This window comes from Aminobacter sp. AP02, from assembly GCF_003148805.1.
In the GTDB taxonomy this organism is placed as follows: Bacteria; Pseudomonadota; Alphaproteobacteria; order Rhizobiales; family Rhizobiaceae; genus Aminobacter.
The window spans coordinates 150,840-176,733 of sequence record NZ_QGGX01000011.1; the positions used below are offsets into that span (position 1 = coordinate 150,840).

Here is a 25,894-nt window from a genome sequence, read left to right on the forward strand (position 1 = left end):
CCGCGCCCTTTTTGGCGAGATGGAGGCCGATGTCCAGTGCTGTCTGCATCGCGCCAAGTGGCGGGAGCGATCGGGCTTGCGGAATGCACAAAATGGGGCCGCACTGACGCGCGACCCCACGGGTTCGAAGTCTCAGCGCACCGGCGGGGCGTACATCAGGCCGCCGGCGTTCCACAGCGCGTTGATGCCGCGATCGATCTTGAGCTTGCTCGACTGGCCGAGATTGCGCTCGAAGATCTCACCGAAATTGCCGACCTTGGAGACGATGTTGTAGCTCCAGCGGGGATCGAGCCCGAGCTGCTGGCCGCTGTCGCCCTCGGCACCGAGGAAGCGCTTGATCGCCGGGTTGGCCGATGTCAGGCCAGCCTCGGCATTGTCCTTGGAGATGCCGAGCTCCTCGGCCTCGAGCAGCGCGAACAGCGTCCAGCGCACGATGTTGAACCACTTGTCGTCGCCCTGGCGCACGGCGGGTCCGAGCGGCTCCTTGGAGATGATCTCGGGCAGAACGATGTAGGCGGCGGGATCGGTGAGCTTGAGGCGCTGGGCATAAAGGGCCGACGCGTCCGTGGTATAGACGTCGCAGCGGCCACCGTCGAAAGCCTTGATGATGCCGTCGGCGGAATCGATGACCACCGGCTCGTACTTCATCTTGTGGGCGGAGAAATAGTCGGCGACGTTCTGCTCCGTGGTCGTGCCCTGCTCGGTGCAGACGGTGGCGCCGTCGAGCTTGAGCGCGCTGTCGACGCCGAGTTCCTTGCGGATCATGAAGCCCTGGCCGTCATAATAGGCGGTGCCGACAAAACGGATGCCGAGGCTGAATCGCGCGACAAGGTCCAGGTGGTCTGGCGCGACAGCACGTCGACCGTGCCCGACTGCAGCGCGGTGAAGCGCTCCTTGGTCGACAGGGGCACGTAGCTGACCTTCTCCGGGTCGCCGAGCACGGCTGCCGCGACGGCGCGGCAGAAGTCGATGTCGAAGCCGGACCACTTGCCGGCATCGTCGGGCGCCGAGAAGCCGGCGACGCCCTGGCTGACGCCACAGGTGACCTTGTCGCGCTGCTTGACGATGTCGAAGGTGTCGGCTGCCGCCGGCATGGCCATCGCGGCCGAGCCGAGCAGAAGTGCCGTAGCAAAAATCTTCCTCATGTTTTCCTCCCTTGGTGCTTCGAGGCAAAGCCTCTGCTTGCCGCCGGCGCGTGGAGGCGCCGGAAGTTCGTGAATTGCCCTGTCGTTGTTTTCCTCCGCGCGTAGCTGTCGCCCGGGTCTGCTATGCCCCTTCGGCGAAAACCGCCGCAAAGGTCTCCTCAAGCACGCCAATAAGATGATCGGCGTTGGCACGACTGAAGATCATCGGCGGGCGCATCTTGAGCACGTTGTCGTGCGGCCCCTCGGTGCCGATCAGCACGCCGCGAGCACGAGCCCCGTCATTGACCTTGCGGGCGAAGGCCGTTGCCGGCGCCTTGGTCTTGCGGTCGGTGACCAGCTCGATACCGAGGAACAGGCCCTGCCCCCTGACGTCGCCGATGGCGTCGTAGCGCTGCTGCATGTCGCGGAAGCGCGCGACGAGATAGGCGCCGACATCGGCCGCATTGTCGCGCAGGCGGTCGCGCTCGATGACGTCGAGCACCGCGAGGCCCGCCGCACAGGACACCGGGTTGCCGCCGAAAGTGTTGAAATACTCCATGCCGTTGTTGAAGCGGTCGGCGATGTCGCGCGTGGTGACCAGCGCCGACATGGGATGGCCGTTGCCGATGGGCTTGCCCATGGTGACGATGTCGGGGACCACGCCTTGCGTCTCGAAGGCCCACCAGTGGCTGCCGACGCGGCCAAAGCCGACCTGCACCTCGTCGGCGATGCAGAGGCCGCCGGCGGCACGCACCATGGCGTAGACTTCCTTCAGATAGCCCTCTGGGAGAAAAACCTGACCGGCGACGCTGGGGATGGATTCGGCGATGAAGAAGGCCGGCGTACGACCTTGCTTGCGCATCGTCTCGATCTGTTCGGCGATGCTCTCGGCGAAGCGTTTTCCGTGTTCCTCGACCGGCCATTCGCTTGGCGCGCGGTAGCTGTCCGGGATGGTCGCCTCGAAGACATGGGCGGGCCGGCCCTTGCCGCCCTTACGCTTGTATTTGTAGGGGCTGATGTCGATCAGCTCCTGGGTGGTGCCGTGATAGGCCCAGTCGAGCACCAGCGCGTCGTTGCTGCCGGTCAAGGTGCGCGACATGCGCAGCGCCAGCGAATTGGCCTCGCTGCCAGAGCAGGCGAAGGAGGCGACCGACAGGCCCTCCGGCAAGGTCGCGGTCAGCCGCTCGGCATAGGTGACGATGGCGTCGTGCAGGTAGCGCGTGTTGGTGTTGAGCCTGGCCGCCTGGTTGGCAATGGCCTCGACCACGTCGGGATGGGCATGGCCGAGATGGCAGACATTGTTGAAGCAGTCGAGATAGGCGCGACCGCGGTCGTCGATCAGCCAGGCGCCCTCGCCGCGCACGAACTTGATCGGCTCGGAATAGGATATCGACAGGTTGGGCAGCAAAGACGCTTTCCGCGCCGCCACGATCTCGGGGCGGGTGCGGCCGGTCTGGTGAAATGTCTCGGGCGGGATGCCGGCAAGCGTTGCGGCATCCGGGAACAGCTCGGCCCAGACGTCGAGATAACGCGCCTCGCCGACGCCGAGGATGTCGCGGGCGGTGAGATCGGGATCGGTCGAAATCTGGAAATGCAGATGCGGCGCCCAGCCACCGTTTTCAGCCGGGGCGCCCATCTCGCCGACGAGCGCGCCGGCGTCCAGCTTCTCGCCCGGCTTCAGGCGCGCCATCGCCTCATGCGCCATGTGGCCCCAGAGCGTCACGAAGGGCGGACATCCCTCGGGTTCGTGCAGAAGTGCGATGAGGCAGCCATAGCCGAGCGGGTCTTCCTCAATCTCGACGCTTTTCACAGTTGCCGCGAGCGGCGTGTAGACCTTCGTGCCCGCAGGCATGAAAAGGTCGAGGCCGAGATGGTGGACCCGGCGGGCGCCCTCTACGAAGCGCGACCAGAAGATGTCGGAGGTGTAGACCGTGCGCGCCTCGCCCCACGGGCCGATGCCGAGATCGACGCCGTGCTCGGCGCACCAGGCATCCCACCAGGCGGTGGCCTTGTCGGGCTGCTGGCCAGCGGAGGTGACGGTCATCGGGTGGGCCGGATCGCCATATGGCACCAGCGCCTTGACCAGGGTTGCGGGGTGGCGGTCGAGCACTGGTGCGAAGCCCTTCCGGTTCGCGTCGATCCAGGCAGTGACTGCCCGGGCGCCTGATGCTGCCTCGAAACCGCAGGCATGGCGCAGGATGGCGGTGGCGAAACGGCGGTTCATCGCGCCGAGGCGGCGCAGCAGCCGCCAGGCCGGCGCCTCCGAGATGGCGAGATAGGGATTGTCGCCGGTCTTTTCCTTGCGCTGGGCCGACAGCGTGACCGAGATGACCAGCCGCATGGCGATGAGATCGAACAGGACGTCGAGTTCTTCTTCGCGCAGCGGATACTCGGCATGAAAGCCGGCGGCGAGCGTGGCTGCGGCGCCGATCGGGTCCTCGACATCGAGGATCGAGTATGCGCAGGCTACCGCCACCTCGGCGATGACGGGCGAATAGAGCGCGTCGCCGAAATCGATGATGCCAGCGATGTGGTCGTGATCGTCCTGGTCGACGAGCACGTTCCAGTCATTGGCATCGTTGTGGATGACCTGGGCGCGCAGGCCGGCGAGACGAGGCGCCACGGCGGCATCGAAATGATCGAGCAGACGGCGCAGCAGGGCACGGTCCGTGACATCGGGAACGTGATGCAGGCGCTGGCGCGCGCCACCGGCCTGGCGGATGTCCCAGTCGAACGAACGCAACGCGCCGGGATGGATGAAGCCCTGCAGCGCGCCGTCGAGCCGGCCAAGCGCGCGGCCGAGGTTTTCGAGCAGCTTCGGGGTTCGCGCCGCCTCGGCCAGCGGCAGACCGGGCAGCCACGAAACCAGCCGCAGCGCATGACGTTCGCCGCCTGCAGTTGTGACCTCGGCCAACGGCGTGCCGTTATGCGAAGTCCTGAGACGCGGCGCGACGACATCGGGGCAGGTACGCGCCAAATGATCGAGCAGCGCCACCTGGAATTCGCTCTCGCTGGCGGGCTCGCTGGCATTGACGACCTTGAGTATCCACTGGGAGCCATCGTCGCCGGCGAGCTTGAAATTCTGATCGCGTTCGCTGTCGAGCGAGGTAACGCGACCGCTCACCCCAAATTGGCTCTCGGCCAGGTCGGCGGCCTCGCCAAAGGAGAATGCGGGCGCGGGGTGGGTCACGTCGGTCATGGGCTATCCGGATTTGCGGTTGATGGAGCTTGGCACGAGCCGAAAAATCGGGCATCCGGCAAAGCGCCGGTTGCACCGGCACTATGACTGCATGGACCGGCACTTTAACGGCACGGATCGGAACCGGGTAATGAAGGAACTCGACGCCAAGGACAGGGACATTCTGGGCATCCTGTCTAAGGAGGCCCGCATCCCGCTGAAGACGCTCGCCGGGCGCATCGGGCTGTCGCGAAGTGCCACCAGTGAACGGGTCGCGGCTCTGGAAAAGAGCGGCGTCATCCGCGGCTATCGCGCCGATATCGGCCAGATGGACCCCAACCTGGTCTCGGCCTTCCTGATGGTGACGCTGGTCTCGACGCCTTCGATGGGCGTGCTCGACCAGCTGGCACGCTATTCGGAGGTGCGGCGGGTCTCGTCGGTGACTGGCCAGCTCGACCTGATGGTCGAGGTCGAGGTGGCTTCGATCGACCGGCTGAACACGCTGCGCGACATCATCGCCACGCACCCAAGCGTGCAAGACCTGACGACGCTGATCGTGCTGCGCCGGGACATCGAACGGCGGGAATAGCCGGCGGCAACAGGTACCGCCGGAAGCCAAGCGGTCAGTTTGCCTGCAGGGCGCGCCGGAGCGCCGATCGCCAGCTGGCGATGAAGGTTGCGGAGACCCGTGCTTCGGGAACCATGGTGTCGAAGCCGTGATAGGCGCCCGGAACCACCGACAGTTCCACCGGCACGCCTGCCTCGACGAGGCGCCCGGCAAAAATCATCGATTCCCGGGCGAACAGGTCGAGCGTGCCGACGCCGATCCAGGTTGCGGGAAGGCCGTGCAGGCTGTTCGCCCGCGCTGGAACTGCGCCCTCGGGTGCGGCGTCCATCACCGGCTTACGCCCGAGCACCGAGGCCCAGCCGAAGGAATTTGACTGCCAGTTCCAGATGAAGGTGCCGACATGGGCGGGCGGCGCTTGCAGGGCGGTGCGGTCGTCGAGCATGGGGTAGCGCAAGGCCTGGAAACGGATCGGCAGTTCGCCACGGTCGCGCGCCCGGAGCGCGACGGCAGCGGCGAGGCCGGCGCCCGCACTTTCACCGAGCAGCGCGATGCGGGTCGGATCGATGCCGAGCTCGCCGGCTGAACGATGCATCCATTCGAGCGCAGCATAGGCGTCGTCGAGACCGGCGGGGAACGGATGCTCGGGCGCGAGGCGATAATCGACCGAAACGATGATTGCGCCGAGATCGGCGGCCAGTTGCTGCAACTCGGCGATCGCCACCTCTGGCTTGCCGACGACGAGGCCACCACCATGGATATGTAGGATCGCCGCCTTGCCTGTGGCCTGCGGCGCGGGGTCGAGCACGACGACACGCAGGCGCGGATTGCCGGCGCCGCCCCGGATGAACCGGTCCTGCGGCTGGATCGCGGGCAATGGCAGCGCCGGCGGAAACTGGGCGGCGCGCACCGCCTCAAGATTGTACATGCCGAGATCGAGCGGCGGGATGTGCTCGAGGATCGGGCGAAGCTCGGGATCGACGAGGATCAACGGGTCGATGCCGGCCACCGGTTCGGCGGCTGGCGCAGCCGTTTCGGCGCGGGCGCCGGACGTCAGGATGAGAGCGGAAAAAAAGGACATGGCGGCGAGTTCCCTGCGGTTGAGGCGCATCTTGGTCTCCTGAGAAGTGTGGTGGATTACTGGCGGGCCGAGGCAGCTTGGCGCGACGGGGCGGAGAAGAGGAAGAAGCCGGCTATCGCGCCGAAGAGCAGGATGACGGCGGCTGCGGTAAAGGTCGTGGCGTGGGCGGCGGCTGCGGCCGGAACGGTGGCGGTGACTGATATCAGCAAGGCGAGGATCGAGGCGCCGCCCATCTGGAGCGAGGTGTTGGTGAGCCCCGAGATCATGCCTGCCTCGCCGTTGCGGGCCGAAGCGGTAGCCGCTTCGGTGAGGCTGACGAAAGAGAATGACGAGCCGAAACCGCCTGCCACGAAGGCTGCGATGGTAAGCAGCAGGTAGGGTTCGCCGGCAGCGACGGGCAGGAACGACAGGGCGAAAGCCGACAGGCTCATCAGGGCAAAGCCGAGGGCGGCGATGCCGCGTGGCGGCATGTAGCCCATGGCCACGGGCGCTGCGCGGGCACCGACGATCGAGGCAAGCGCGAAGGGCAGGAACAGCAGCCCGGTTTCGAGCGCGTCGAGGCCACGCAGTTGCTGGAAGTAGAGCGAGCCGAAGAACAGCGACGTCAGCGGGCCGGCGGAATGGATGAAGATCAGGGCGTTGGCGACGGCGACGGGGCGGTTGCGCAGGACGGCGAGGTCGAGCAGCGGTGCTACGCTGCGGCGCTCGATGAAGACGAAGAGGACGAGCAGGAGGGCGGCCGCCACCCACAGGACAAGTGTAAGCGGCGTCGGATGCGACGTCTGCGCGATGGCAAGGGTGAGCGCGCCAAAGCCGAGGGTGGCGGTGAAGGCGCCGGCCCAGTCCATCGGTGCGGCCGGAGCCTGGCCGTCGCTGGTCTCGCCGGTGACGCGGCGGGTCGCCCAGGCCATGGCCAGCCCGATGGGCACGTTGATCAGCAGTGCCGACGACCAGCCGAAAGTGCTGGTGAGCAGGCCGCCAAGCAGCGTGCCCGAGGCGACGCCGACGGTGGCCGAGGAGGCAAACAGGCCAAGCGCCCGCAGCCGCGCCGGACCGGAGGGATAGTACAGCGTGAGCAAGGCCAGAGAATTGGCGGCGAGCAGGGCGGCGCCGGCACCTTGCAGGGCGCGGGCAGCGATAAGCATCGGCATCGAGACGCTCAAGCCGCCGATCAGCGAGGCAAGCGCGAAGACGACGGCGCCGGCAGCGAAGGCGCCGCGGTGGCCGAGACGGTCGCCAGCACGGCCAGCAAGCAGCAGCAAGCCGCCGAAGGCCAGGGCATAGGCATTGAAGACCCATTGCAGATCGCGCTCGGTGGCGCCGAACGCTTGCGCCAGCGCGGGGCCGGCAACCATGAGGACTACGGCATCGATGACCACCAGGAATTGGGCGCCGCAGATGATCAGGAGCATCAGCGAGGCGGGTTGTGCCGGCGTGCCGGCTTCGGGTGAGGAGTGGGGAAACATCTGGTTCATGGGGACAAAGTAGATTATCCCCTTCTGAGCGATAATTCGTTCAATCTGGAATGACTATCCATGAATGGAGATAATCAACGCGTCGTCCCAAGGGATGAAAGACTGCCACCGGTCGAGGCGGTGGTGATCTTCACCCGCGTGGCCGAGACCGGCAGCTTCACGGCTGCGGCGCGGTCAATGGGGCTGCCGCTGGCAACGGTCAGCAAGCGGGTGGGCGAACTCGAGGAGCATCTCGGCGTCAGGCTGATAACGCGGACGACCCGCCGGCAATCGCTGACGGAGCCGGGCAAGCGGTTCCTGATCCATGGCCGGCTGATCGTCGATGCCTTGCAGCGCGCCGCCGACGAAGCGGCGCAGGCGGTGGCCGAGCCTTCCGGGCGACTGCGGCTGACGATGTCGACTGTGCTGGTCGAGGCCGGGCTGGGACAGCTGATCGCACGCTTCGTCGCGGCCAATCAGAAGCTGCGCTGCGAGATCGACGTCTCCGACCGCTATGTCGACCTCGTCGCCGAGGGCTACGACCTCGCCATCCGCGTCGGCAAGCTGAAGGATTCGACGCTGATCGCCAGGAAGATCGGCAGCACCGAAGCCTCGATGTTTGCGGCACCGGCGCTGGTCGTGGAGCACGGGCTGCCGTCAGGCCCCAAGGCGCTCGAAGCCTATCCGCTGATCGGCGAACAGATTTCGCCCGCCGATACGCAGCAATGGGTGCTGCACCATGCGACGAAGAAACCGGCGAAAGTGGAGTTCAAGCCGCGCATGTCGGCCAACAGCGTGCGCGCCATCGCCGAAGCAATCGAGGCGGGACTGGGCATCGGGCGGCTGCCGACATTCGTCGGCCGGAAGATGGTCGAGCATGGACTGGCCGTGCCGGTGCTGCCGGAGTGGGCCGGACCGGGGCTAGACATTTCGCTGGTCTACGCCGCTCATCGCGGCATGCTGCCCGGCGTCAGGCTCTTGATCGACCAGTTGAGCAGCGAGGCGGGCAAGCTGCTGGCGGGCCACGCCGCGCTGGCAGGACGCTGACTTTCGCGCTATGCGCCTGCGAGCCCTGCCCGAGGCGGAGACCAGACGTGACGATCCGAACAATCGTGAGATTTCCCGACACGCGCCTCCGCCAGGCAGCCGAGCCGGTGGTGGCCTTTGACCAGGGCCTTCGCGAACTCGCGGCCGACCTGCTCGACACGATGCGCGCGGCACCCGGCATCGGCATCACCGCGCCTCATATCGGCGTCGCAAAGCGGGTCGTGGTGCTTCAGCTCGAAGGTCCCGAAAGTGCGCAGACCTACGTCAATCCCGGGATACTCTGGGCCTCCGACGAGATGCTGATGCATACCGAAGGCAGCGTCTCGATGCCCGGGGTGACCGACGAGATCCGCCGGCATAAGCGGGTCCGCATCGGCTATCAGGATCTCGACGGCATCGAGCGGATCGAAGAGGCCGAGGGGCTTCTTGCGGTTTGCCACCAGCACGAGATCGACCAGCTCGACGGGATGTTCTGGACCCAGCGGCTGTCGAAGCTGAAGCGCGACCGGCTGGTCAAGCGTTTCGAGAAGCTGCAGCGATCCCTATAGCGCCCATCGGCGGGCCGACACGCGCCAGCCTCGGCATTGTCCCATCGATACCGCTGCGAACTCCTACTCGGTAATCGGCCATTTCGGCAGCTTGATCCTGGTGTAGGGCAGGCTGGCCAGATGCGAGGTGACTGTGCCTTTCGAGGCGGCGTAGATGACCGCTGAGGCGATCTTTTCGTAGGACGCGCGGAAATGCTGGGTGGATTTCACCACCACGATCCGCTTTCCCGCCAGGTCGCAGCCGATGTTGGTGAACAGGTCGCTGTCGATCGCCTGGGAACGTTCGGAAGCGAGCAGGATTTCGACGCCGCCGCAATCGATCAACGCGCAATCGCCCATCGGCGATGGCACGCCGCCGAGCCCCGTCATCACCAGATTGCGCTTCAGGCTGACAACCCGGCAAGTGACATCGACCGGATCGCCCGAACTCGGCCCGACCTTGCCGCCGACGCGCAACGGCAAGATGGCGCCCTCGCCTGCCTCAAAGACCAGCCGCACGGCGATCGGATCCCACAGCGGGCCGATGACCGCGTCGGAGATGCCGCGATCGAGCATGCGGGAGAGGAAGAAGGTGGAATCGCTGGCTGCACCGCCGCCGGCATTGTCGGCGGTATCGGCGATGACCACAGTGCCGACGGGTGCTTCGAGCGCCTGGTCAAGCGCCTCGTCGATCGAAGGCATTGGCGGCACGATCTCGGTGCGCATGGCGTAGAGGTCGTTGGCCAGGCGTTGCGCCAGCGATTGCGCAAGGTCCTCATTGTCGTCGGTGTAGACCACCACGCGTGTTCCCATCTCAGGCACGTCGGCCCAGGGGAAGCCTTGCGCGATCGAAACCGACAGCACCTTGTCCTTCTGCTCCATGGCGCGGATGCCTCCGATGATCGACAGGCCGGGCTCGGTGGTGGTGCGGATGAAGGTGACCATGCCGGTGTCGACAAGGGCTGCTTTCGGCTCGATCTCGCCGGTGGCGATGCGATGGCAGAGGTTGACCAGCTGGACGCCGCATTCATAGACGTCGGTGTGGGGGTATTCCTTGTAGGTCAAGAGGATGTCGACATTGTCGATCATCTCGGAGGTCATGTGGCAGTGCGGATCGAGCTCGCAGCCGACGACGGTCTCAGGACCGACGATCTGACGGATGCGGGCGAGGATGTCGCCTTCGCAATCGTCGTAGCCGTCGGCGACCATGGCGCCGTGCAGCGACATCAACACCATTTCGACCGGCAGGACGGCGCGCAAATCGTCGAGCAGTTGATCGCGCAGTGTTTCGTAGGCGTGACGGGTTGTCGTTCCGCCCGGTTCCGCCGATGCGCTCAGGCCCTCGAACAGCGTCCAGCCTTCGCGTCGGCCACGTTCGCGCGCCGCCCAGAGCTGGCCGCCGTACAGCGTCATGTGGTCCGGATGCTGGCCGGCGGGATAGTAGTCGCCGCCTTCAACAAAGGCCGTCAGGCCAGTGGGGATGGGCGAAAATGTGTTGGTCTCGGTTGCAAGGACGGCACTGAACACGCGCATGATTAGGACACTCCGCTTGCGGTTTATGAGACATGGATTTCGGCGAGGCCGGCATGCGCCGTCTCGCTGTCGATGACGCTGGCCTCGCCGATCAGCACGAGGCGGCAATCGGGCTCGAATTTCGAAAACGGGCGCAAGGTGGCACGACGGCCGACCATTTGGAGCAAGAAACACTGTCCAGGCCGCTCGAAGAAATTGACGATGCCCTTGGCGCGGATGAGCTTTGGCGCAAGGCTGTCCATGACTGCCTGGAAGCGCTCGAGCGCGACCGGGCCCGATGACTGCCACTCGATCGAGGTGAAGCGCGACGCCGTGATCTTTGCCTGGCCCGGCTGGGCCGGAGGCCGGTCGGTGACGAGCAATGCCTCGATCGGCATGGCATCGCCGTCGGTTTCGAAGACCAGCGCCTTGTTCAGCCACACAAGCTCCGCCCGGAGGGCTTCGCCGGAGGTTTCGCTCAACCCGGTCTTGGAAAGGGCTATGAAATCCGCAGCTTCTACCTGGGCGCGCCACAGCTCGTCGCGCAGGCGGCCAGGATTGGCCGCGACCTCGTCGGCATCGACGACGGCGACAACCGCATCGAGCCTGATGTCGTGCCACAGGATGGGGTCCATCAGCGTTTCGGTGATGCCGCGCGGGTCGGCGACGCCTGATGCTTCGATGACGATGTGATCGGGCTTGACGGGCTGGGAGAGCACCAGCTTGAGGGTACGCAAAAGGTCGCCCTGCAGCGAACAGCAGATGCAGCCGTTCTTCAGGCCGACCACGGTGTCTGCGGCATCGGCGATCAGTTCGGCGTCGATGTTGATGGCGCCGAAATCATTGACGATGGCGCTGATGCGACGACCTTCGGACCGCTGCAAGAGCTGGTTGATGAAGGTCGTCTTGCCGGCGCCGAGAAATCCGGTGACGACGAGTACCAGTACGGTCACGCATCACCTCGCCTGATCGGGCGGCCAGGCGCCGAAGTCTCGTCGAGCAAGCCGTCGCGGATGACCTGCTGTCCGTTGACCAGCACATGGCGCATGCCCTGCGCCGGCAGGTTCATCTCGGCGAAGGTGGCGCGGTCGGCGATCGTAGCGAGATCGAAAATCACGATATCGGCGTCGCAGCCCTGTTGCAGCCGGCCCTTGCGCTTGAACAACGGCGCGCAGCTTTCGACGATCGTCGCCGGAATCAGCGTGCACTTGGCGATTGCCTCAACGAGAGGGATGGCATCGCGCTCGCGCACCCACTGGCGGAGGAAGCGGGTGAAAGTGCCCGAGGATCTGGGATGCGCCGTCTTGTCTGCTGCAAGCGGCCATTCGTCGCCTTCGTAGGGCGAGCCGTCGGGCCGGCTCCACGGCATCGCGTCGGAAGCAATGGCGCCGCCCGGATACATGACAGAGACGTCGAGCAGCGCGCGGTGGCGAGGGTTATCCTCGGTGTCGAGGAAGTGCCAGAGCACCAGCGCCGAGGGATCGGCCTGGCGGACCTTCTTGAGGTCGTCGATGCCGTCGAGGCGGCGATGCGTGGCGACAAGCTCGATGGCGTCGTAGCCGGTGCCGGTGCGGGCGGAAAACGCCGGATCGACGAAGAAACCGGCGCTGACCACAGTCGACCCGGTGCCATAGGGATATGCCTCCGTGGTGATCTTGAGGCCTTGCGCCTGCGCCTTGGCTATCACTGCCGCCGCGCGCTCGACATCCTGCAGGCTGGTGGAGTTGAGATGGCAGATGTGCATGTGCGCGCCGGTGGCGCCGGCAAGCCCGATCAGCGTGACATAGGCCTCGATCGAGCTCTTGGGGTCGATGTTCGACATCTGCGCGATGTGGGTATAGGTCGGCGTGTCGGTCGCAGCCGCGAGATCGCAGATCAGGCTCATCTCCTTGGCGCCGGCGCCTGGCGCATAGCCGGCGGGGATGCCGATGCCGAGCGCGCCTTCGTCGATGCCCTGCCGCGTCAACGCGACGATCTCGGCCGCCTGCGCTTCGGTCGCCGCGTCCGACGACCAGCGCGGGTCGTCAAAGCCGCGTCCCATGACCGTGATCGGCGCTTCGCCCGGCTTGAGCTCCAGCCCGATCATCACTGCCTTGCGGGCAAAGACCCAGGCGGAGGCGGTGCCGTAGTTGAGCACACGCGCGGTTTTCGCCTGCGCCTCGTACCAGCCGCCGACCGGCAAGGCGCCGACTTCCAGTTCGAGCGCCGTGGTCACGCCATCGAATGCCTGCATGCGGTCGGCCGGCACGGACTGGCCATGGGCGTGCAGGTCGATGAAGCCGGGCGCAACGATCAGGCCGGTGGCGTCGATGAACTTGTGCGCCGGGCCGAGATCCGGGCCTATCGCTGCGATCTTGTCGCCCGAAATGGCAATGTCCGAAATCCCGTCGCGGCCGGTCTCGGGGTCGATGACGCGCCCGCCGGTGATCACGATGTCATGCATGGACAGCCCTTTCGGCAGCGCGGCGCTTCTTGCCCGGCACAGCGTCGATCAGCCGGCGGGTGTAGTCGGATTTTGGCGTACGGAAGATTTCGGCCGTCGGGCCGACCTCCTCAAGCACGCCGTGGTTCAAGACGCCGACACGCTGGCACAGATGATCGACGACCGACAGGTCGTGCGAGATGAACAGCATGGCCAGGCCCTGCTCGGTGCAGATCTTGCGCAGCAATTGCAGCACCTGTGCCTGGCTGGAAACGTCGAGCGCCGACACCGGCTCGTCGGCGATGAGCAGCTTCGGGCTGGATGCCAATGCGCGGGCAATGGCGATGCGCTGGCGCTGGCCGCCGGAGAACTGGTGCGGGAAGCGGTCGAGCCAATCGGGGTTGAGACCGACCTGCTGCATCAGCTCGGCGGCGCGCGCGGTCAGGGCAGCGCCCCTGAGATCGGTGTAGGATCTCAGCGGTTCGCCCAGGATGTCGCGCACGCGCCAGCGCGGATCTAGCGAGGCATAAGGGCTTTGGAACACCATCTGCACGTCGCGGCGCTTGTCGCGCAGCGCCTTGCCGCGCAAGGCGAGCCAGTCGCCGCCGTCGAAGGTGACCGAACCGGCGCTCGGCTCAGTCAGCCGGGCGATGATGCGGCCGATGGTCGACTTGCCCGAGCCGCTTTCGCCGACAAGCCCGAAGGCCTCGCCACGCCTGATCGTGAAGCTGACGTCGTTGACGGCGGTGAGTAGGCGCGGCTTCTCGAAGAGGCGGCCCGAAAGGGTGAAATGGCGGACGAGGCCGCTGACTTCGAGCAGAGCGTCATCAGCCATGAGCGGCCTCCGCCTGCATGTGGCCGGCACCGAAGCTCGGCCGCGCGTTGAGCAGTTGCATCGTGTAGGCATGCTTGGGACGGCTGAGCACGTCATCGACGTGGCCGGCCTCGACGATAACGCCGTCCTTCATCACCACCACGTCCTCGCAGACATCGCCGACGACATCGAGGTCATGGCTGATCAGAATCATCGCGGTGCCCTGCTCGCGGCTCAACTCCTGCATCAGGTGCAGGATCTGGGCCTGCACGGTGACATCAAGTGCCGTGGTCGGCTCGTCGGCGATGAGCAAGGCCGGTTTCAGCGCAATGGCGGCGGCGATGACCACGCGCTGGCGCATGCCGCCCGACAGTTGATGCGGATAGGCGTCGATACGGCGGGACGCTTCCTGGATGCCGACGCGTTCGAGCAGGTCGAGGCTGGCCGCGCGGATCGCCTTACGCGACATGTCCAGGCGATGATAGCGGAACACCTCGCCGATCTGGTCGCCGACGGGCATGACCGGGTTCAGCGTCGCCATGGCATCCTGAAACACCATGGCGATGCGGTTGGCGCGCAGCTGGCGCCAGTCGCGGCGCGACAAGGCAAGCATGTCGCGACCTTCGAAGGTGACCGCGCCACCCAGCTTGGCATGCGACGCATCCGTCAGCCCCATCAGCGCATAGCCGATCGAGGATTTGCCCGAGCCGCTTTCGCCGACGACGCCAAGCACCGAACCGGGGGCAACCGAAAAACTGACGCCATCGACCGCGCGGACCGGGCCGTGGCGGCTTGGGTAGTCGACGGTCAGATCCCTGACCGAGAGCAAGGGAGAGGCCGTCATCGTCACATCCGCTCCAGGCGTGGATCGAAGTAGTCGCGCAGGAAATCGCCGAACAGGTTGATGCCGACCGAGGAGATGAGCACCGCGATGCCGGGGGCAATCACGATCCATGGTTGCTCGTAGAGGAAGTCACGGCCTTCCGAGATCATGACGCCCCAGGATGCCGTGGGCGGCTGCACGCCGAGGCCGAGGAAAGACAGCGCTGCCTCGGAGATGATGACCAAAGCTATGTCGAGGGTGGCGACGACAAGCACCGCCGGCAGCACGTTGGGCAGGACGTGGGTGAAGATGATGCGCATCTGCGACACGCCCAGGGTGACGGCGGCATCGACATAGTCGAGCGTGCGGATGCGCATGGTTTCGGAGCGCACGATGCGGGCGAAGTTGATCCACAACGCAAAGGCCAGCGCCATGACCAGCGTGGCGAAGCCCGCCCCCAGCACGGCCATGAAGATCAGCGCCAGAAGCAGGAACGGAAAGGCGAGCTGGAAATCGACGATGCGCATGATGATGGTGTCGACGATGCCGCCGAAATAGCCGGCGAGCGCGCCCAGCGTCGAACCGACGACGAGGGCTATCGACACAACGATCAGCGCCACCTGGATTGAAACCTGGGCGCCCATGATGGTGCGGCTCAGTATGTCGCGGCCCATATTATCGCCGCCAAGCAGGTTGGTGGTGCTGCCGCCGTCTTGCCAGGCGGTCGGAGCGTAGCGCCACTCGATGACCTGCTGGGCGTGGTCGTGGGGAGCGAGGCTCGTCGCGAAGATCGCGCAAAGCACGACGATGGCAATGAGGAACAGGCCGGTCAGCCCCTTGGCGCTGCGGCCCAGGGCGCCAAGGAAGCGGCGCTCGGTCCTGCTAGCGGGCAGCTCGATCACGGCCTCAGTCATCACGCACCCTCGGGTCGATGAAGCGGTATAGGATGTCGACGATCAGGTTCAGCGATATGAACAGTGCCGCTGAAACCAGCACCACCGCCTGGATGATCGGATAGTCGCGGACGTGGATCGAATCGACGGCGAGCCGGCCGATGCCCGGCCAGGCGAAAACCGTCTCGATGACGACGGTGCCCGACAACAGCGCCCCCATCTGCAAGCCGGCCAGAGTCACGATCGGCAACAGCGCATTGCGCAACGCGTGGCGCAGGATGATGATGAGGCGCGGCACGCCCTTGGCGGTGGCGAAGGTGATGTAGTCCTGCTGCAGCACTTCCAGCATGGCCGAGCGGATCAGCCGCGCATTGACCGCGACCAGCACGAAGGCAAGCGAGATCGACGGCAGGATGAAGTAGCGGAAGGCGTTCCAGAAGATGGAGATGTCGCGTTCGACGACGGCGCGGCCGATGCTGGCCAAAGCCGAGCCGCGATAGCCCGAGGCGGGCAGCCAGCGCAGCTCGATGGAGAACCAGAGTATCATCAGCACGGCAAGCAGGAAGCCCGGCATCGACACGCCCAAAACGGCGACAAAGGTGCCGGCATAGTCCAGCCAGCTGTCGCGCTTGAGCGCGGTGACGATGCCGAGCGGGATGGCGATGACGAAGGCCAGCAGCAGCGTCCAGAAGGCGAGTTCGCCGGTCGCCGGCAAGCGGTCGGCGATCAGGCTGGTGACCGGAACGCCCTGGCGGATCGAGGTGCCGAGGTCACCCTGCACGGCATTGCCGAGATAGGTGACGAACTGCTCGGGCACGGAGCGTGTCAGTCCCATCTTTTCGCGCAGCGTGTCCATGTCGGCAACGCTCATGCCGGGATTGCCGGCGGCAATCACGTCGACCGGATCGCCCGGCACGAGCTTGACCAGCGAGGCCACCACAAGGATGACCCCGAGGAGAATGACGGCAGCGTAGAGCAGCCTCGAAACGACCAGCCTCAGCATCAGCAGGCAGGGGTCACGAGGCCATGCCGAGCAGATCGACGCGCAACTCGCCGCCTGGATTCATGCGGGCATCGACCACATCCTTGGCAACGACAGCGAAGTTGAGCGGCTCGAACAGCGGCTTCCAGTAGGCCTCGGTGACGACCTTGGCCTGGATCTTGTCGAGGATCGCCTGCCGTGCCGCCGGATCGGACGTCACCCGCTGTTCCGCGATCATGCCGTCGAGTTCGGCGTTCTCGTGGAAGGCCCGGTTCAGCGCGCCCTTGGTGTGCAGCACCGGATAGACGATGTCGGCGTCGGTGTAGGAATAGGTCGAGATGACCATGTCCTGCCCGCCCTGGGCGGTGAGGGCTGCCCATTGCGCGATCGGCAAGGTTTCGATGACGACCTCGACGCCGATCTCGCGCAGCTGCGCCTGGACCACCTCCGCCGTGCGGCGGATGACGGGCGTATCATTGGCGACGAGCTTGGCCTTGAAGGCTTGGGCGAGGCCGGCCTCGGCCAATAGTGCCTTGGCCTTTTCCGGATCGTAGCCATAAGACAGCTCGGCGGTCTTGGGCGAATAGCCTGCGATCGAGCTTGCGATCGGCGAAGTAGCAGCCACCGCAAAACCGTCGAGCGCAAAGGCGATCAGCCGCTTCTGGTCGATGGCATGCGCGAAGGCCTGGCGCACCTTCGGATTGTCGAAGGGCGGACGCTTCTGGTTGAAGACCAGCGCGCGCATCATCTGGGCCGGGCGCTCGATCATGATGGCATCGGGGTTGCCACGCAGGCGCCGCACGCTGTCGAGCGGCACCGAGGCGCCACCATACATGGCGTTGATTTCACCGGTTTCGAAGGCCGCGATCCGGGTCGAATCCTCGGGATAGTGGAACAGCTCGACCGCATCGACGCGGGCGAGCGCGGCAACCTGGGCATAGTCGCCGTTGCGTTCGAGCCGCATCCCACGATCGGTCGACCACGACACGAACTTGAACGGCCCCGCACCGACCGGCTTGCGACCGAACTGGTCGCCTGACGCTTCCACGGCGGTGCGCGAGATCGGCGCGGAATAGCCGAGCGTCAGGCCGACCCAGACGGCGACGAAAGGCTCCTTGAAGTGGTAGGCGACCGTCAGCGGATCGACGGCTTCGGCGCGCTCCAACGGACCAAGGAAAAAGGCGCTTGGCGATGCCGCCTCAGGCGCCAGATGACGCGCGACGGTCCAGGCGACCGCCTCGGCATCGCAGGGCGTGCCGTCATGGAACTTGACGCCCGGCTTGAGCTTGAAGGTCAGCGTCTTGTTGTCATTGCTGAAGGCCCAGCTTTCGGCAAGGCCCGGCAAGACTTCGCCGTCGAAACCCGCGCGCGCCAGCGGCTCGTAGATCATGTCCATCGTCGTCGAGGACACCGACAGGGTGGTCTTGTGCGGGTCGAGCGTGTCGGGCTCTTCGGAACGGCCGACACGCAACGTGCCGCCGGTCTGCTGGGCCAGCGCCTCGCCGGGCATGCCGAGCATGGCTGCAGCCGTCAGCGCGGCGGCGCCACCGAGGAAGCCGCGGCGCGACAGCGTCACTTGCTTGAAATGGTTGCGTGCCAGCGCGTCGAACTGCTCGGGCGTGAGATTGCGTAGGGACATTGTAGACCTCGCCGTAAGTTGGTTGATCAGGCTCGCTTGAAGGCCAGTTTCTTGATGCGGTCGGAGTTCATCTCGAAGCCGTCTGAAGTCACCGCCAGCGTGGCGTTCCACGGCAGGCCGGGTCGCATGTCGGTGCCGGGCTGGAGCAGGAACCACAGGTCGGCATCCGCCGCGACGATGGGCGCGCTCATGGCGCCGAGCCCGGAGCGCAGGCGGAACTCGCCCTTTGAGGCGTCGCCTGATATCTCGACTTCGAGGTCCTGCGCCTTGTTGACGTAGCGCCCTGCGAGCGGGCGAGCGGCGGTCGCGCCGGCTTGAAGGGGTGCATAGACGCGCGGCGTACCGCAGAAGACGCCGTCCATCTTGCCATCGGCGCGCGGGCTGAGCACCAGGTCGGTGATCGCTCGTTCGGGCTTGGCGCCGCCCTGATGACCGAAGTCGAAGCCGCCGACACCGCCCGAGTTGAGGAAGGTCGTAACGCCGTCCTTGGCGACGATCTCGAAGACGTCGGGGCCACCTTCCTGCCGGTAGCGGCCTGGCGCAAGCGCGATCGGCGCCGGGGCCTTGTCGCCGAAATAGATGTCGGCGATGCGCCGGCCGAGCGCGAAGGAGGCAACCTGGTCGTTGTTGGCGATGATGACGACGCCAAGGCCATGGTCAACGAAGCGGGTCGATTCCGACTTGCCGCCGGCGACCGTGCCGCCATGACCGACAGCGCGCCTGCCGCGATAGACATCGGTGACCAGGCCAAGGCCGTAGAAGCCGGTCGCACCATTGTCGAAGACGCAAGGGGTTGCCATGCGCTCATACATTTCCGGCGTACCGACCTTGGGATCGAACAGGTTTTGCTGCCAGACAATCATGTCGTCGAGGGTCGAGATCATGCCGCCCTCGCCGCCGAGATCGAGGCCCCAGTTGAGGTTGGCCCAGCCTTCGGGGCGCTTGGTGTAGTGTGCGGCGAGCCGCTTCATCGCGTCGCCGTCGCGGATCAGGAGCGAGGTGTCGTCCATGCCGAGCGGGCCGGTGATGCGCTTGCGCAGCACCTTGTTGAAGGTCGCGCCCTCGATCTGCTCGATGATTTCCGACAGCATGAAGAAGCCGGCATTGCAGTAGGTCATGGCGCTGCCGGGCTTGAAGTTCAGCGCATCCTGGCGGGCGATGACATCGCGACCGGCCTGGCGGTCGGACGGGGTGAAGATCGACAGGCCGGCGAAGATCATGGCTTCGAGGTGATCGCGGAAGCCGGAGGTGTTGGACGCCAGATGCTCGAGCGTTACCGGGTGTTCCAGACGCGGCACGTAAGGCAGATGCTTCTGCACCTCATCGGCAAGACTCAGCTTGCCTTCGGCTTCCAGCATCAGGATCAGCAGCACGGTAAACTGCTTGGTCTGCGAGCCGATGCGGATGATCGTCTTGCGGTCCATCGGCACGGAATTGTTGATATTGGCAAGACCGTAGGTGTTGGCGAATATCTCGCGTCCGTTCTCGGTGACCGCCACGACCGCGCCCGGGCTGTCGGGGCCGGTGAATTCATTGAACAGCGCATCGATGCGCGCAGCAAAATCGGCCGGTGCCTTGGTCATGCCGGTCACTCCCTTCCAGTTGTCGGATTGCCGACGGTGCGCAGCACGACGCCGGATGTGCGTGGGAAAACGTTGCCGAAGGGCATCTCGACTGGCGTCGATGCCGTGCCGTCCTGATGCCTATCGCAACGCATGGTACTGCCCTCCCGCAGTGGCCGTGACAGTTCGCCCGAGGCGCCCTGCAGCGCAGGAGCTAACCTGCGAAAATCAAAACTTTTGCCGTTCCCGCTTTTTTGTGATGCAATCGGTAAGATTTCTTTTCACATACGTCAAGTCGTTTGCGTAAACGCTAAATACTTGCCATTTTCAGAAAATGCCGCTCATGCGCGAGGAGCCAGAGACCCGCCGACAGCGGACTCAGGCGGATGCTGCGCTAGAGCAACGCGCCGAAATTGTTCGCTGTGTGGGCTGCGATGGCTGGCCACAGACTGCCGGTGCGACGGCGTAGCCAGCCGCAGACCAGGTCGATGAGAAAAACCGAGGCGATCGTCGTCGCGTCGGGCATGGCCGCCAGCAGCAGCCACCCCGGAAAATGGATGGCCAGGAACGCGACAGCCGTGACACCGTTAGCCAAGGCAGGGCGCCAAAGCTGGGCCAGCCGAGTCTGGATGACGCCCCTGAAATCCAGTTCTTCAACGGTCGCGGCGCCCAGGATCCAGCCAAATTCCGCCGGCGGCAGGTCCGCCAACTGGCCAGCGGAGCCCACGACGCGCACGCGCAGCAGGTTCCATCCCACCACAATGGCAAAGACCAAGGCGGCAGACACACCAACGCGCGCTGTAACCGGGGACAAGCCGAGCCAATTCGCCGGTTTCGGCAGGCGTTGCCACCACAGCCAGGCGATGACCGCAACAGACCGGGTGCGATACCAGGGGCGGACCGGCTCAGGAAGCAGACCAAGCTGCCAGACCACGACAACTGAAGCGATCCAGCTCGGCTCCTGAATCGGGGCTGGAGCAGGTGCTCATCGACCGGACGTGAGCAACCGCCGGTCAGCGATCTATCGAGGCATAGTTGGCAACGATGCTGGAGGTCTGGCTTTCGCCGCTGCGATAGTCCAGCCGCCGCATCGACAGGCCGTAAAGCTCTGAAAGCTTGCTTTCCGTGCACATCGTGGCGACGGGCCCCTCCTCGCCCCTGGCTGAACCGTGCAGCAGTACTGCCCTGTCGGCGATCTCGAGCGCATGGGTCGGCTCGTGCGTCGTCATGATGATGGTGAGACGACGCTCCCGCGAGAGCCGGCGCAGCATCGACAGCACGACCGCCTGGTTGCGGAAATCAAGCGCTGAGGCGGGCTCGTCGAGTAGCAGGATGTCGGCTTCGGAGGCCAGCGCGCGCGCAATCAGGACGAGCTGACGCTCGCCCCCCGACAAGGTGCCGATCGCGCGCTTGGCAAAAGCCTGCAAGCCGACCAGTTCCAGCGCTTCTGACGCATGCCGCCTGTCATGTGCCGTCGCATTCGAAAACAGCCCGACATGACGCGCGCGCCCCATCAGCACGACGTCCGATACCGAATAGGCAAAGGGCGAGGCGAAATGCTGTGGGACATAGCCGACAGTACCGCTGCTGTGGACGGCGCCAGCTGTCGGGGCAATCAGGCCGGCGATGCATTTCAGCAGCGTTGTCTTGCCGCGGCCGTTGCGACCGAGCAGGACCAGGGTCTGCCCCTCCTCGAGCGAAAAGGACAGATCGCGAAACAGCCACGCGGTGTCGGCGCCATAACGAAAGCCCAGCGACTGTGCGTTGATCATCGCTACCAGCCCTCATTGTGAGTGCGATGCAACAGCACCATGAACACCGGCGCACCGACGATGGCGGTAAGCACGCCAAGGGGAATCTCAGCCGGGATCAGGGAGCGCGCCATGACGTCGACAAGCAGCATGAAGCTCGCGCCCAGCAAGGCGGATGCAGGCAACAGCCGACGGTGATCGGGACCGACAAGGGATCGCGCGAAATGCGGCACCACCAGGCCAACCCAGCCAATGATGCCGGAATTGGCGACGCTAGCCGCGGTGATGCCCGTCACGCAGCACAGGACCAGCCATCGCGTCGGCTCGACTTTCAGGCCAAGGCCGCGGGCCTCCTCGTCGCCGAGCGACAGGATGTTGATGCGAAATCGCATCAACAGAAGCGGAAGGGCAAACACGGCAACGATCGGGACCATGTAGAGCGCGCGCTCCGGGGTGGCGCTGGCGAACGATCCCATCAGCCAGAAAACGATGGCCGGAAGCGTGTCGTTGGGATCGGCGAGGTAGGTCGCGAGCGATACAAGTGCGGAAAACAGCGCCGAAATGACGACGCCCGACAGCACCAGCATCAGGATCGACGAGCGACCGGACTTGCGGCTCATCACAACGACAAGCAAAAGGGCAGCGAGCCCGAAGGCAAAGGCCATCGACCACAAGGCAACCGCGCCGAGGCCAAGAAGGATCGCAAAAACGCCACCGAAAGCAGCGCCCGAGGAGACGCCGATCACATGCGGATCAACGAGCGGGTTTCGGAACACGCCCTGTAGCACGGCACCGGAAAGCGCAAGTCCAGCTCCGACGAAGCCGCCGATCAGCATGCGTGGCACGCGCACCAGCTCGACCACCCGCCATACCGGCTCGGCGACGCCGGCCCGGCCTGGGCCGATGCCGAGCCAACCCAGAACGAGAGTCGTCAAATCGCCTAGACCGACGCCATAGCGGCCGATCGACAGCGACCCGACCATCGCCGCGAGAAGCAGCGCAACCAGGGCCGGCATGGCCAGGCCGGTGCCGCTCTTGTTGGCAGCAGCGGCCATGCCGTGATCGTCGACCGCCGAGGACATCACGCTATTCCGGTTTGCGTTGGCCGATACGGTTTGTGGTGCGCAGCAGGTTCGTCGGAGAAGACCAGGGCTTTCAGGATGTCCTGGAACAGATTGGGATCATGACGCGGATCCGAGCAGAACTGCTCGATATGGTCGCCATTGTGCATGAATACCTTGCCGCCGCCCGGCATGCGCCAGACCCAGTCCACCGGGCCTTCATGGATGGTGCCATCTGCAGTCGGCCCACCGATCAGGCACAGCCACTGCGCGCCTTCGGGCGCATCGGCGTAGCCGCGCGAATATTGGCCCAGGATCCCTTCATGGCGGTGGAAATTCTCAAAATCCATGCGGCCGAAATAGCCGCCCGGCTCGGCGGGGCGGATCATCCAGTTGGTGAAAGGCTTGGGGCTGACAGCCTTGAACGGCGACAGGCAAGGCAGCCAGGGAACGATGATGTGGCCGTTGATGAGGAAATGACCACCCGAGGCCAGATAATCGACGAGCTTCGGCTCGATCGACTTCAGGAATATCTGGTCATGCATCCCCGACAGCATGATCACGTCGACATCGCCGAGGTCCCTGCCCTCGAGCTCGTAGATATCGATGGCGCTGTAGCGCCAGTCCTGCGGCACCAGGCCGCCGATGCGATCGATGTTGTAGCTCCTTGTCGAGCGGACGTAGAGCAGGTGCGGCTTGTTTCCGCCACGAAAGCCGATCTCAGCCACGGGTCTGCACCTCCGCCTTGAGCCAGGGGTAGAAGCCGTTGAGAAAACGCGTGGTCGCGGGCATGAAACGGCGGCCATGATGCGTGTGCGGATCAATGGTCGAGGCGATCAGCCTGCCCCCGCCATCGACGGGCAGGTCGAACATCAGGCAACCCTCGTCATTGTCGAGATTAAGGATCGGTGTCGCGGCCTCGGGAAAACGGAAGGCACCGAAGAAGTGCCAGCACATGTCGGCGAGCGGGATCGCCTTGGCCATCGGGTGCAGCGGTTCGGGCTGATAGGCCTCCATGCGCCCACCCGGGCGCATCCACCACTTCCAGTCCTCGGTCTCACGGCTGAACCACTGGACGGAGACGACATCGAGCCATTCGTCCATCCGGTTCGGTTCGAAGACGATCAGGAACCCGCCCTGCGCCAGATAGTCGTTGAGCTGGCGGGCATGCCTGCGCAACAGGTCCTGGTTGGAGAAGTCGGGAACGACGATCGCCTTGAACGCAGTCAGATCGACCCGGTCGAGGAAGCGCAGATAAATCTCTTCATCGAGCCAGGCTTTGTAATCCTGAAAGCACTGCAGCTGCGCGCCATCACCCGATGTGACGAAACCGATGTCCTTCACTTCAGTTGCTCCCGAGCCGTTACTTGGCCGCGCCGAAGCTGTTGGCATAGCCTGCGCTGCTGGCGTTCCAGTCCATCTGCATCAGCTGGTCGATCTGGGCGTCGGTCAGTTCCTTGCCATAGAGGAACTTGAAGCCGTCAAGGACCGCCTTGCGCATGTCGGTGTCGAACAGCTCGGGATAGCCGATTTCGGCGAACCACTGATAGGCAAGCTCACCACCGGCGGCGGTCGCCGGATCGATGGCCGGGGTCTTATAGACACGTGCGTTCTTGACCGCATCGAGGCTGGCGAGAACCGGGTGGCCCAAAATGTCAGCCGGCTTGATCGTGTCGTTGTAGTAGTTGACCAGGATGATGTCTGGGTTCCACTGCAGCAGGGATTCAGCTCCGACCTTGACCGAGCCTTCGGTGAAGCCGGCTTCTGTCGCGGCATTCACAAGGCCCGATGCGGCGAAATAGGCCTCCTCGCGGCCGAAGACGACGAACTCGTTGTCGTTCATGCTGTCGATGAAGACGATGCGCGGACGCTTGCGGTCGGCGGCCGCGAGAACCGACGAGATGTCCTTGACGGTCTTGTCCTCCCAGTCGAGGAAGGCCTGGGCGCGTTCCTGCTTGCCCAGAATCTGACCGAGCATGGTGATGTAGCCACGCCGGGTCTCGCGCGATTCCGTGCTGACCGTCGCCACCTTGATGCCGGCGTTTTCCATCGGCGCGACACGCTCGTCACCCTTGGCCTGCCATTGCAGAACGACGTCGGGTCCGGCCTTGAGGATTTCCTCGACATTGGGGATGAAGTTGGGTGCCACCAGATCGGTGCGGATCTTGGCGATCTCGGGGAACAGCTGGCCGATGACGCCCTTCATCAGAGCGGCCTGCGCGCGCGGATTGATCGCCAGCAGGCGCTCGGTGCCACCATCGATGGCGATCATCGCCTCGGGAATGGGCAGCGGGAAAATCGCGACGTTCTTGACCGGATGCTCGATCTGGAACTGCTGGCCACGGGAATCCGTGATGGAAACCGTCGCGGCCCCAGCGAAGGTGGATGTTGCGATCAACGCGGCGAAGCCAAGGGCCACGGCGGAATGTCGGATAGTCATCATCTGAAATCTCCTGCCGCCATACCGGCGGACAGGCATCGGATAATAATCATGATAATTGGCGTCAAGTTTTTTCTTAGGACTGGCGCATATACGAGGTGCGCTGGCGCGGCGCCGTGCACTTTCAGACCGCAGGCGCCTCCACTGCGCCCCGGACAAGACTCGGACAGCGACAGACACCGCTTGCCGTTCGCCTCCGAGCAGTTCAATCTCCTGGTTGTGGGACCTGTTTTCAAACCAGCCGAGTCTGCCGCAGCCGTCACGAAAGGCTTAGACATGCCAGCCCATCATCTTGCGATTGGTCAGAGCTCACAGCCGCACAGTCACGCCGGGAAATCGCTGCGGCGAGGAGCAACCATCGTAGCCGCGGCCTGCTCCGCCATGATCTTCGGGGTTGCGGGCCAAGCCAATGCTCAGGACGTCACACCTTCGGCGCTGTCGGAGACCTACGGCGACTGGATCGTCCAGTGTGTGAATGCGGCCGCACCCAAGCAGCAGGAACAAGAGCCAGCCACAAAGCGCATCTGCCAGGTGTCGCAGAGCCTGGCGCAGGGAAACTCGAACCAGCGCATCCTGATGATCGTTTTCGAAGACACAGCAAAGGACAAGCAGCCCTTGGCCGGCACCGTCATCGCGCCGTTTGGCATCGACCTGCAATCGGGGCTGGCTTTGCGCATCAAGGACGATGTCTATGCCAAGGCCGCCTACAAGACCTGCCTGCCGCAAGGTTGCGTCGCCCCGGTCGCCGTCGATGCCAAGTTCGAGGCAGCCCTGCGCGCCAACGAGAAGCTGACCGTGGCGATGACCGCGTCGGATACGGGCGCGCCGGTTACCCTAGATGTGTCATTGAAAGGCCTTGCCCAGAGCCTGGACAGACTGAAGAAACTCGCGGCAGCCGGCGGCTGACATGACTGCGGTGTCAGGCATGCCCTGGCGCGCGATGCTGGTTGTTTCGGTGGCGCAGCTGGCAGCGTCTTGCACAAGCCAGGGGCTGGGCCAGGGTTCCTTCGAACCGGCGC

23 protein-coding genes and 1 pseudogene are annotated in these 25,894 nt (G+C 64.9%); 4 read left to right on the plus strand and 20 right to left on the minus strand.

What is annotated here, in order from left to right:
* Positions 1-132: 132 nt before the first annotated feature.
* Both C8K44_RS16040 and C8K44_RS16045 read right to left on the minus strand, forming a co-directional pair.
* Positions 133-1,145: pseudogene (locus tag C8K44_RS16040) on the minus strand (amino acid ABC transporter substrate-binding protein).
* Between the two features lie 121 nt (positions 1,146-1,266).
* Positions 1,267-4,323 (minus strand): aminotransferase class III-fold pyridoxal phosphate-dependent enzyme, encoded by a 3,057-nt coding sequence (locus tag C8K44_RS16045; protein WP_109576800.1) that lies wholly within the window; start codon positions 4,321-4,323, stop codon positions 1,267-1,269.
* Between the two features lie 130 nt (positions 4,324-4,453).
* Between C8K44_RS16045 and C8K44_RS16050 the strand changes: the two genes are divergently transcribed.
* Entirely contained in the window at positions 4,454-4,891 is a 438-nt protein-coding gene (locus tag C8K44_RS16050) for an Lrp/AsnC family transcriptional regulator (RefSeq protein WP_109576801.1), read from the plus strand.
* Positions 4,892-4,925: 34 nt separating this feature from the next.
* Here the strand turns inward: C8K44_RS16050 and C8K44_RS16055 are convergent, their stop codons facing one another.
* Both C8K44_RS16055 and C8K44_RS16060 read right to left on the minus strand, forming a co-directional pair.
* Positions 4,926-5,978, minus strand: coding sequence for an alpha/beta hydrolase (locus tag C8K44_RS16055; protein ID WP_199227111.1), 1,053 nt, complete (start codon positions 5,976-5,978; stop codon positions 4,926-4,928).
* A gap of 26 nt (positions 5,979-6,004) precedes the next feature.
* The gene (locus tag C8K44_RS16060; RefSeq protein WP_109576802.1) at positions 6,005-7,423 is read right to left on the minus strand and encodes an MFS transporter; all 1,419 of its coding nucleotides are present in this window, start codon (positions 7,421-7,423) and stop codon (positions 6,005-6,007) included.
* Between the two features lie 60 nt (positions 7,424-7,483).
* On the opposite strand from C8K44_RS16060, the gene C8K44_RS16065 reads away from it, so the two are divergent.
* Complete coding sequence (locus C8K44_RS16065; protein ID WP_109576803.1) at positions 7,484-8,449, plus strand: LysR family transcriptional regulator; 966 nt, start codon at positions 7,484-7,486, stop codon at positions 8,447-8,449.
* Between the two features lie 47 nt (positions 8,450-8,496).
* Positions 8,497-8,997 (plus strand): peptide deformylase, encoded by a 501-nt coding sequence (locus tag C8K44_RS16070; RefSeq protein WP_109576804.1) that lies wholly within the window; start codon positions 8,497-8,499, stop codon positions 8,995-8,997.
* 63 nt (positions 8,998-9,060) lie between these two features.
* On the opposite strand, the gene C8K44_RS16075 is transcribed toward C8K44_RS16070, so the two are convergent.
* From C8K44_RS16075 to C8K44_RS16145, 16 genes are all read right to left on the minus strand, one after another.
* Positions 9,061-10,509: a M81 family metallopeptidase gene (locus tag C8K44_RS16075; protein WP_109576805.1), complete on the minus strand. Its 1,449-nt coding sequence runs from the start codon at positions 10,507-10,509 to the stop codon at positions 9,061-9,063.
* Positions 10,510-10,532: 23 nt separating this feature from the next.
* Positions 10,533-11,441 (minus strand): CobW family GTP-binding protein, encoded by a 909-nt coding sequence (locus tag C8K44_RS16080; protein ID WP_109576806.1) that lies wholly within the window; start codon positions 11,439-11,441, stop codon positions 10,533-10,535.
* The gene (locus C8K44_RS16085; protein WP_245417505.1) at positions 11,438-12,931 is read right to left on the minus strand and encodes an amidohydrolase family protein; all 1,494 of its coding nucleotides are present in this window, start codon (positions 12,929-12,931) and stop codon (positions 11,438-11,440) included. The genes C8K44_RS16080 and C8K44_RS16085 overlap by 4 nt, the downstream gene beginning before the upstream one ends.
* Positions 12,924-13,745, minus strand: coding sequence for an ATP-binding cassette domain-containing protein (locus C8K44_RS27930; RefSeq protein WP_109576808.1), 822 nt, complete (start codon positions 13,743-13,745; stop codon positions 12,924-12,926). The genes C8K44_RS16085 and C8K44_RS27930 overlap by 8 nt, the downstream gene beginning before the upstream one ends.
* A complete protein-coding gene (locus tag C8K44_RS27935) occupies positions 13,738-14,568 on the minus strand; it encodes an ABC transporter ATP-binding protein (RefSeq protein WP_109576809.1) in 831 nt (276 codons plus the stop codon). The genes C8K44_RS27930 and C8K44_RS27935 overlap by 8 nt, the downstream gene beginning before the upstream one ends.
* A 2-nt stretch (positions 14,569-14,570) precedes the next feature.
* Positions 14,571-15,461 (minus strand): ABC transporter permease, encoded by an 891-nt coding sequence (locus C8K44_RS16100; protein WP_109576810.1) that lies wholly within the window; start codon positions 15,459-15,461, stop codon positions 14,571-14,573.
* Positions 15,454-16,443, minus strand: a complete 990-nt coding sequence (locus C8K44_RS16105; protein ID WP_109576811.1) for an ABC transporter permease — start codon at positions 16,441-16,443, stop codon at positions 15,454-15,456. The genes C8K44_RS16100 and C8K44_RS16105 overlap by 8 nt, the downstream gene beginning before the upstream one ends.
* Before the next feature lie 13 nt (positions 16,444-16,456).
* Positions 16,457-18,061, minus strand: a complete 1,605-nt coding sequence (locus tag C8K44_RS16110; RefSeq protein ID WP_109576812.1) for an ABC transporter substrate-binding protein — start codon at positions 18,059-18,061, stop codon at positions 16,457-16,459.
* A gap of 26 nt (positions 18,062-18,087) precedes the next feature.
* Positions 18,088-19,644, minus strand: a complete 1,557-nt coding sequence (locus C8K44_RS16115) for a serine hydrolase domain-containing protein (protein ID WP_109576813.1) — start codon at positions 19,642-19,644, stop codon at positions 18,088-18,090.
* Between the two features lie 5 nt (positions 19,645-19,649).
* Positions 19,650-19,778, minus strand: a complete 129-nt coding sequence (locus tag C8K44_RS28190; protein ID WP_281062998.1) for a hypothetical protein — start codon at positions 19,776-19,778, stop codon at positions 19,650-19,652.
* Positions 19,779-20,017: 239 nt separating this feature from the next.
* Entirely contained in the window at positions 20,018-20,557 is a 540-nt protein-coding gene (locus C8K44_RS16120; protein ID WP_158282743.1) for a CPBP family intramembrane glutamic endopeptidase, read from the minus strand.
* A gap of 79 nt (positions 20,558-20,636) precedes the next feature.
* Positions 20,637-21,395: an ABC transporter ATP-binding protein gene (locus C8K44_RS16125; protein WP_109576815.1), complete on the minus strand. Its 759-nt coding sequence runs from the start codon at positions 21,393-21,395 to the stop codon at positions 20,637-20,639.
* Between the two features lie 2 nt (positions 21,396-21,397).
* Positions 21,398-22,456 carry an iron ABC transporter permease gene (locus tag C8K44_RS16130; protein ID WP_245417506.1) on the minus strand — a complete coding sequence of 353 codons (1,059 nt, stop codon included), beginning with the start codon at positions 22,454-22,456 and terminating at the stop codon, positions 21,398-21,400.
* On the minus strand, positions 22,456-23,163 hold the full coding sequence (locus tag C8K44_RS16135; RefSeq protein WP_109576816.1) for a hypothetical protein: 708 nt from the start codon (positions 23,161-23,163) through the stop codon (positions 22,456-22,458). The genes C8K44_RS16130 and C8K44_RS16135 overlap by 1 nt, the downstream gene beginning before the upstream one ends.
* Entirely contained in the window at positions 23,156-23,779 is a 624-nt protein-coding gene (locus tag C8K44_RS16140; protein ID WP_109576817.1) for a hypothetical protein, read from the minus strand. Before C8K44_RS16140 ends, C8K44_RS16135 begins: the two co-directional genes overlap by 8 nt.
* Before the next feature lie 19 nt (positions 23,780-23,798).
* Positions 23,799-24,878, minus strand: coding sequence for an ABC transporter substrate-binding protein (locus C8K44_RS16145; protein ID WP_158282744.1), 1,080 nt, complete (start codon positions 24,876-24,878; stop codon positions 23,799-23,801).
* Between the two features lie 180 nt (positions 24,879-25,058).
* Between C8K44_RS16145 and C8K44_RS16150 the strand changes: the two genes are divergently transcribed.
* A complete protein-coding gene (locus tag C8K44_RS16150; protein ID WP_158282745.1) occupies positions 25,059-25,781 on the plus strand; it encodes an invasion associated locus B family protein in 723 nt (240 codons plus the stop codon).
* Positions 25,782-25,894 lie beyond the last annotated feature (113 nt).

Bases quoted from the DNA above. Each gene is read 5' to 3' on its own strand.
- C8K44_RS16045 (WP_109576800.1), bottom strand. From the start codon at position 4,323: ATGACCGACGTGACCCACCCCGCGCCCGCATTCTCCTTTGGCGAGGCC.
- C8K44_RS16050 (WP_109576801.1), top strand. From the start codon at position 4,454: ATGAAGGAACTCGACGCCAAGGACAGGGACATTCTGGGCATCCTGTCT.
- C8K44_RS16055 (WP_199227111.1), bottom strand. From the start codon at position 5,978: ATGCGCCTCAACCGCAGGGAACTCGCCGCCATGTCCTTTTTTTCCGCT.
- C8K44_RS16060 (WP_109576802.1), bottom strand. From the start codon at position 7,423: ATGAACCAGATGTTTCCCCACTCCTCACCCGAAGCCGGCACGCCGGCA.
- C8K44_RS16065 (WP_109576803.1), top strand. From the start codon at position 7,484: ATGAATGGAGATAATCAACGCGTCGTCCCAAGGGATGAAAGACTGCCA.
- C8K44_RS16075 (WP_109576805.1), bottom strand. From the start codon at position 10,509: ATGCGCGTGTTCAGTGCCGTCCTTGCAACCGAGACCAACACATTTTCG.
- C8K44_RS16085 (WP_245417505.1), bottom strand. From the start codon at position 12,931: ATGCATGACATCGTGATCACCGGCGGGCGCGTCATCGACCCCGAGACC.
- C8K44_RS27930 (WP_109576808.1), bottom strand. From the start codon at position 13,745: ATGGCTGATGACGCTCTGCTCGAAGTCAGCGGCCTCGTCCGCCATTTC.
- C8K44_RS27935 (WP_109576809.1), bottom strand. From the start codon at position 14,568: ATGACGGCCTCTCCCTTGCTCTCGGTCAGGGATCTGACCGTCGACTAC.
- C8K44_RS16100 (WP_109576810.1), bottom strand. From the start codon at position 15,461: ATGACTGAGGCCGTGATCGAGCTGCCCGCTAGCAGGACCGAGCGCCGC.
- C8K44_RS16105 (WP_109576811.1), bottom strand. From the start codon at position 16,443: ATGCTGAGGCTGGTCGTTTCGAGGCTGCTCTACGCTGCCGTCATTCTC.
- C8K44_RS16110 (WP_109576812.1), bottom strand. From the start codon at position 18,061: ATGTCCCTACGCAATCTCACGCCCGAGCAGTTCGACGCGCTGGCACGC.
- C8K44_RS16115 (WP_109576813.1), bottom strand. From the start codon at position 19,644: ATGACCAAGGCACCGGCCGATTTTGCTGCGCGCATCGATGCGCTGTTC.
- C8K44_RS28190 (WP_281062998.1), bottom strand. From the start codon at position 19,778: ATGCGTTGCGATAGGCATCAGGACGGCACGGCATCGACGCCAGTCGAG.
- C8K44_RS16125 (WP_109576815.1), bottom strand. From the start codon at position 21,395: ATGATCAACGCACAGTCGCTGGGCTTTCGTTATGGCGCCGACACCGCG.
- C8K44_RS16130 (WP_245417506.1), bottom strand. From the start codon at position 22,456: ATGTCCTCGGCGGTCGACGATCACGGCATGGCCGCTGCTGCCAACAAG.
- C8K44_RS16145 (WP_158282744.1), bottom strand. From the start codon at position 24,878: ATGATGACTATCCGACATTCCGCCGTGGCCCTTGGCTTCGCCGCGTTG.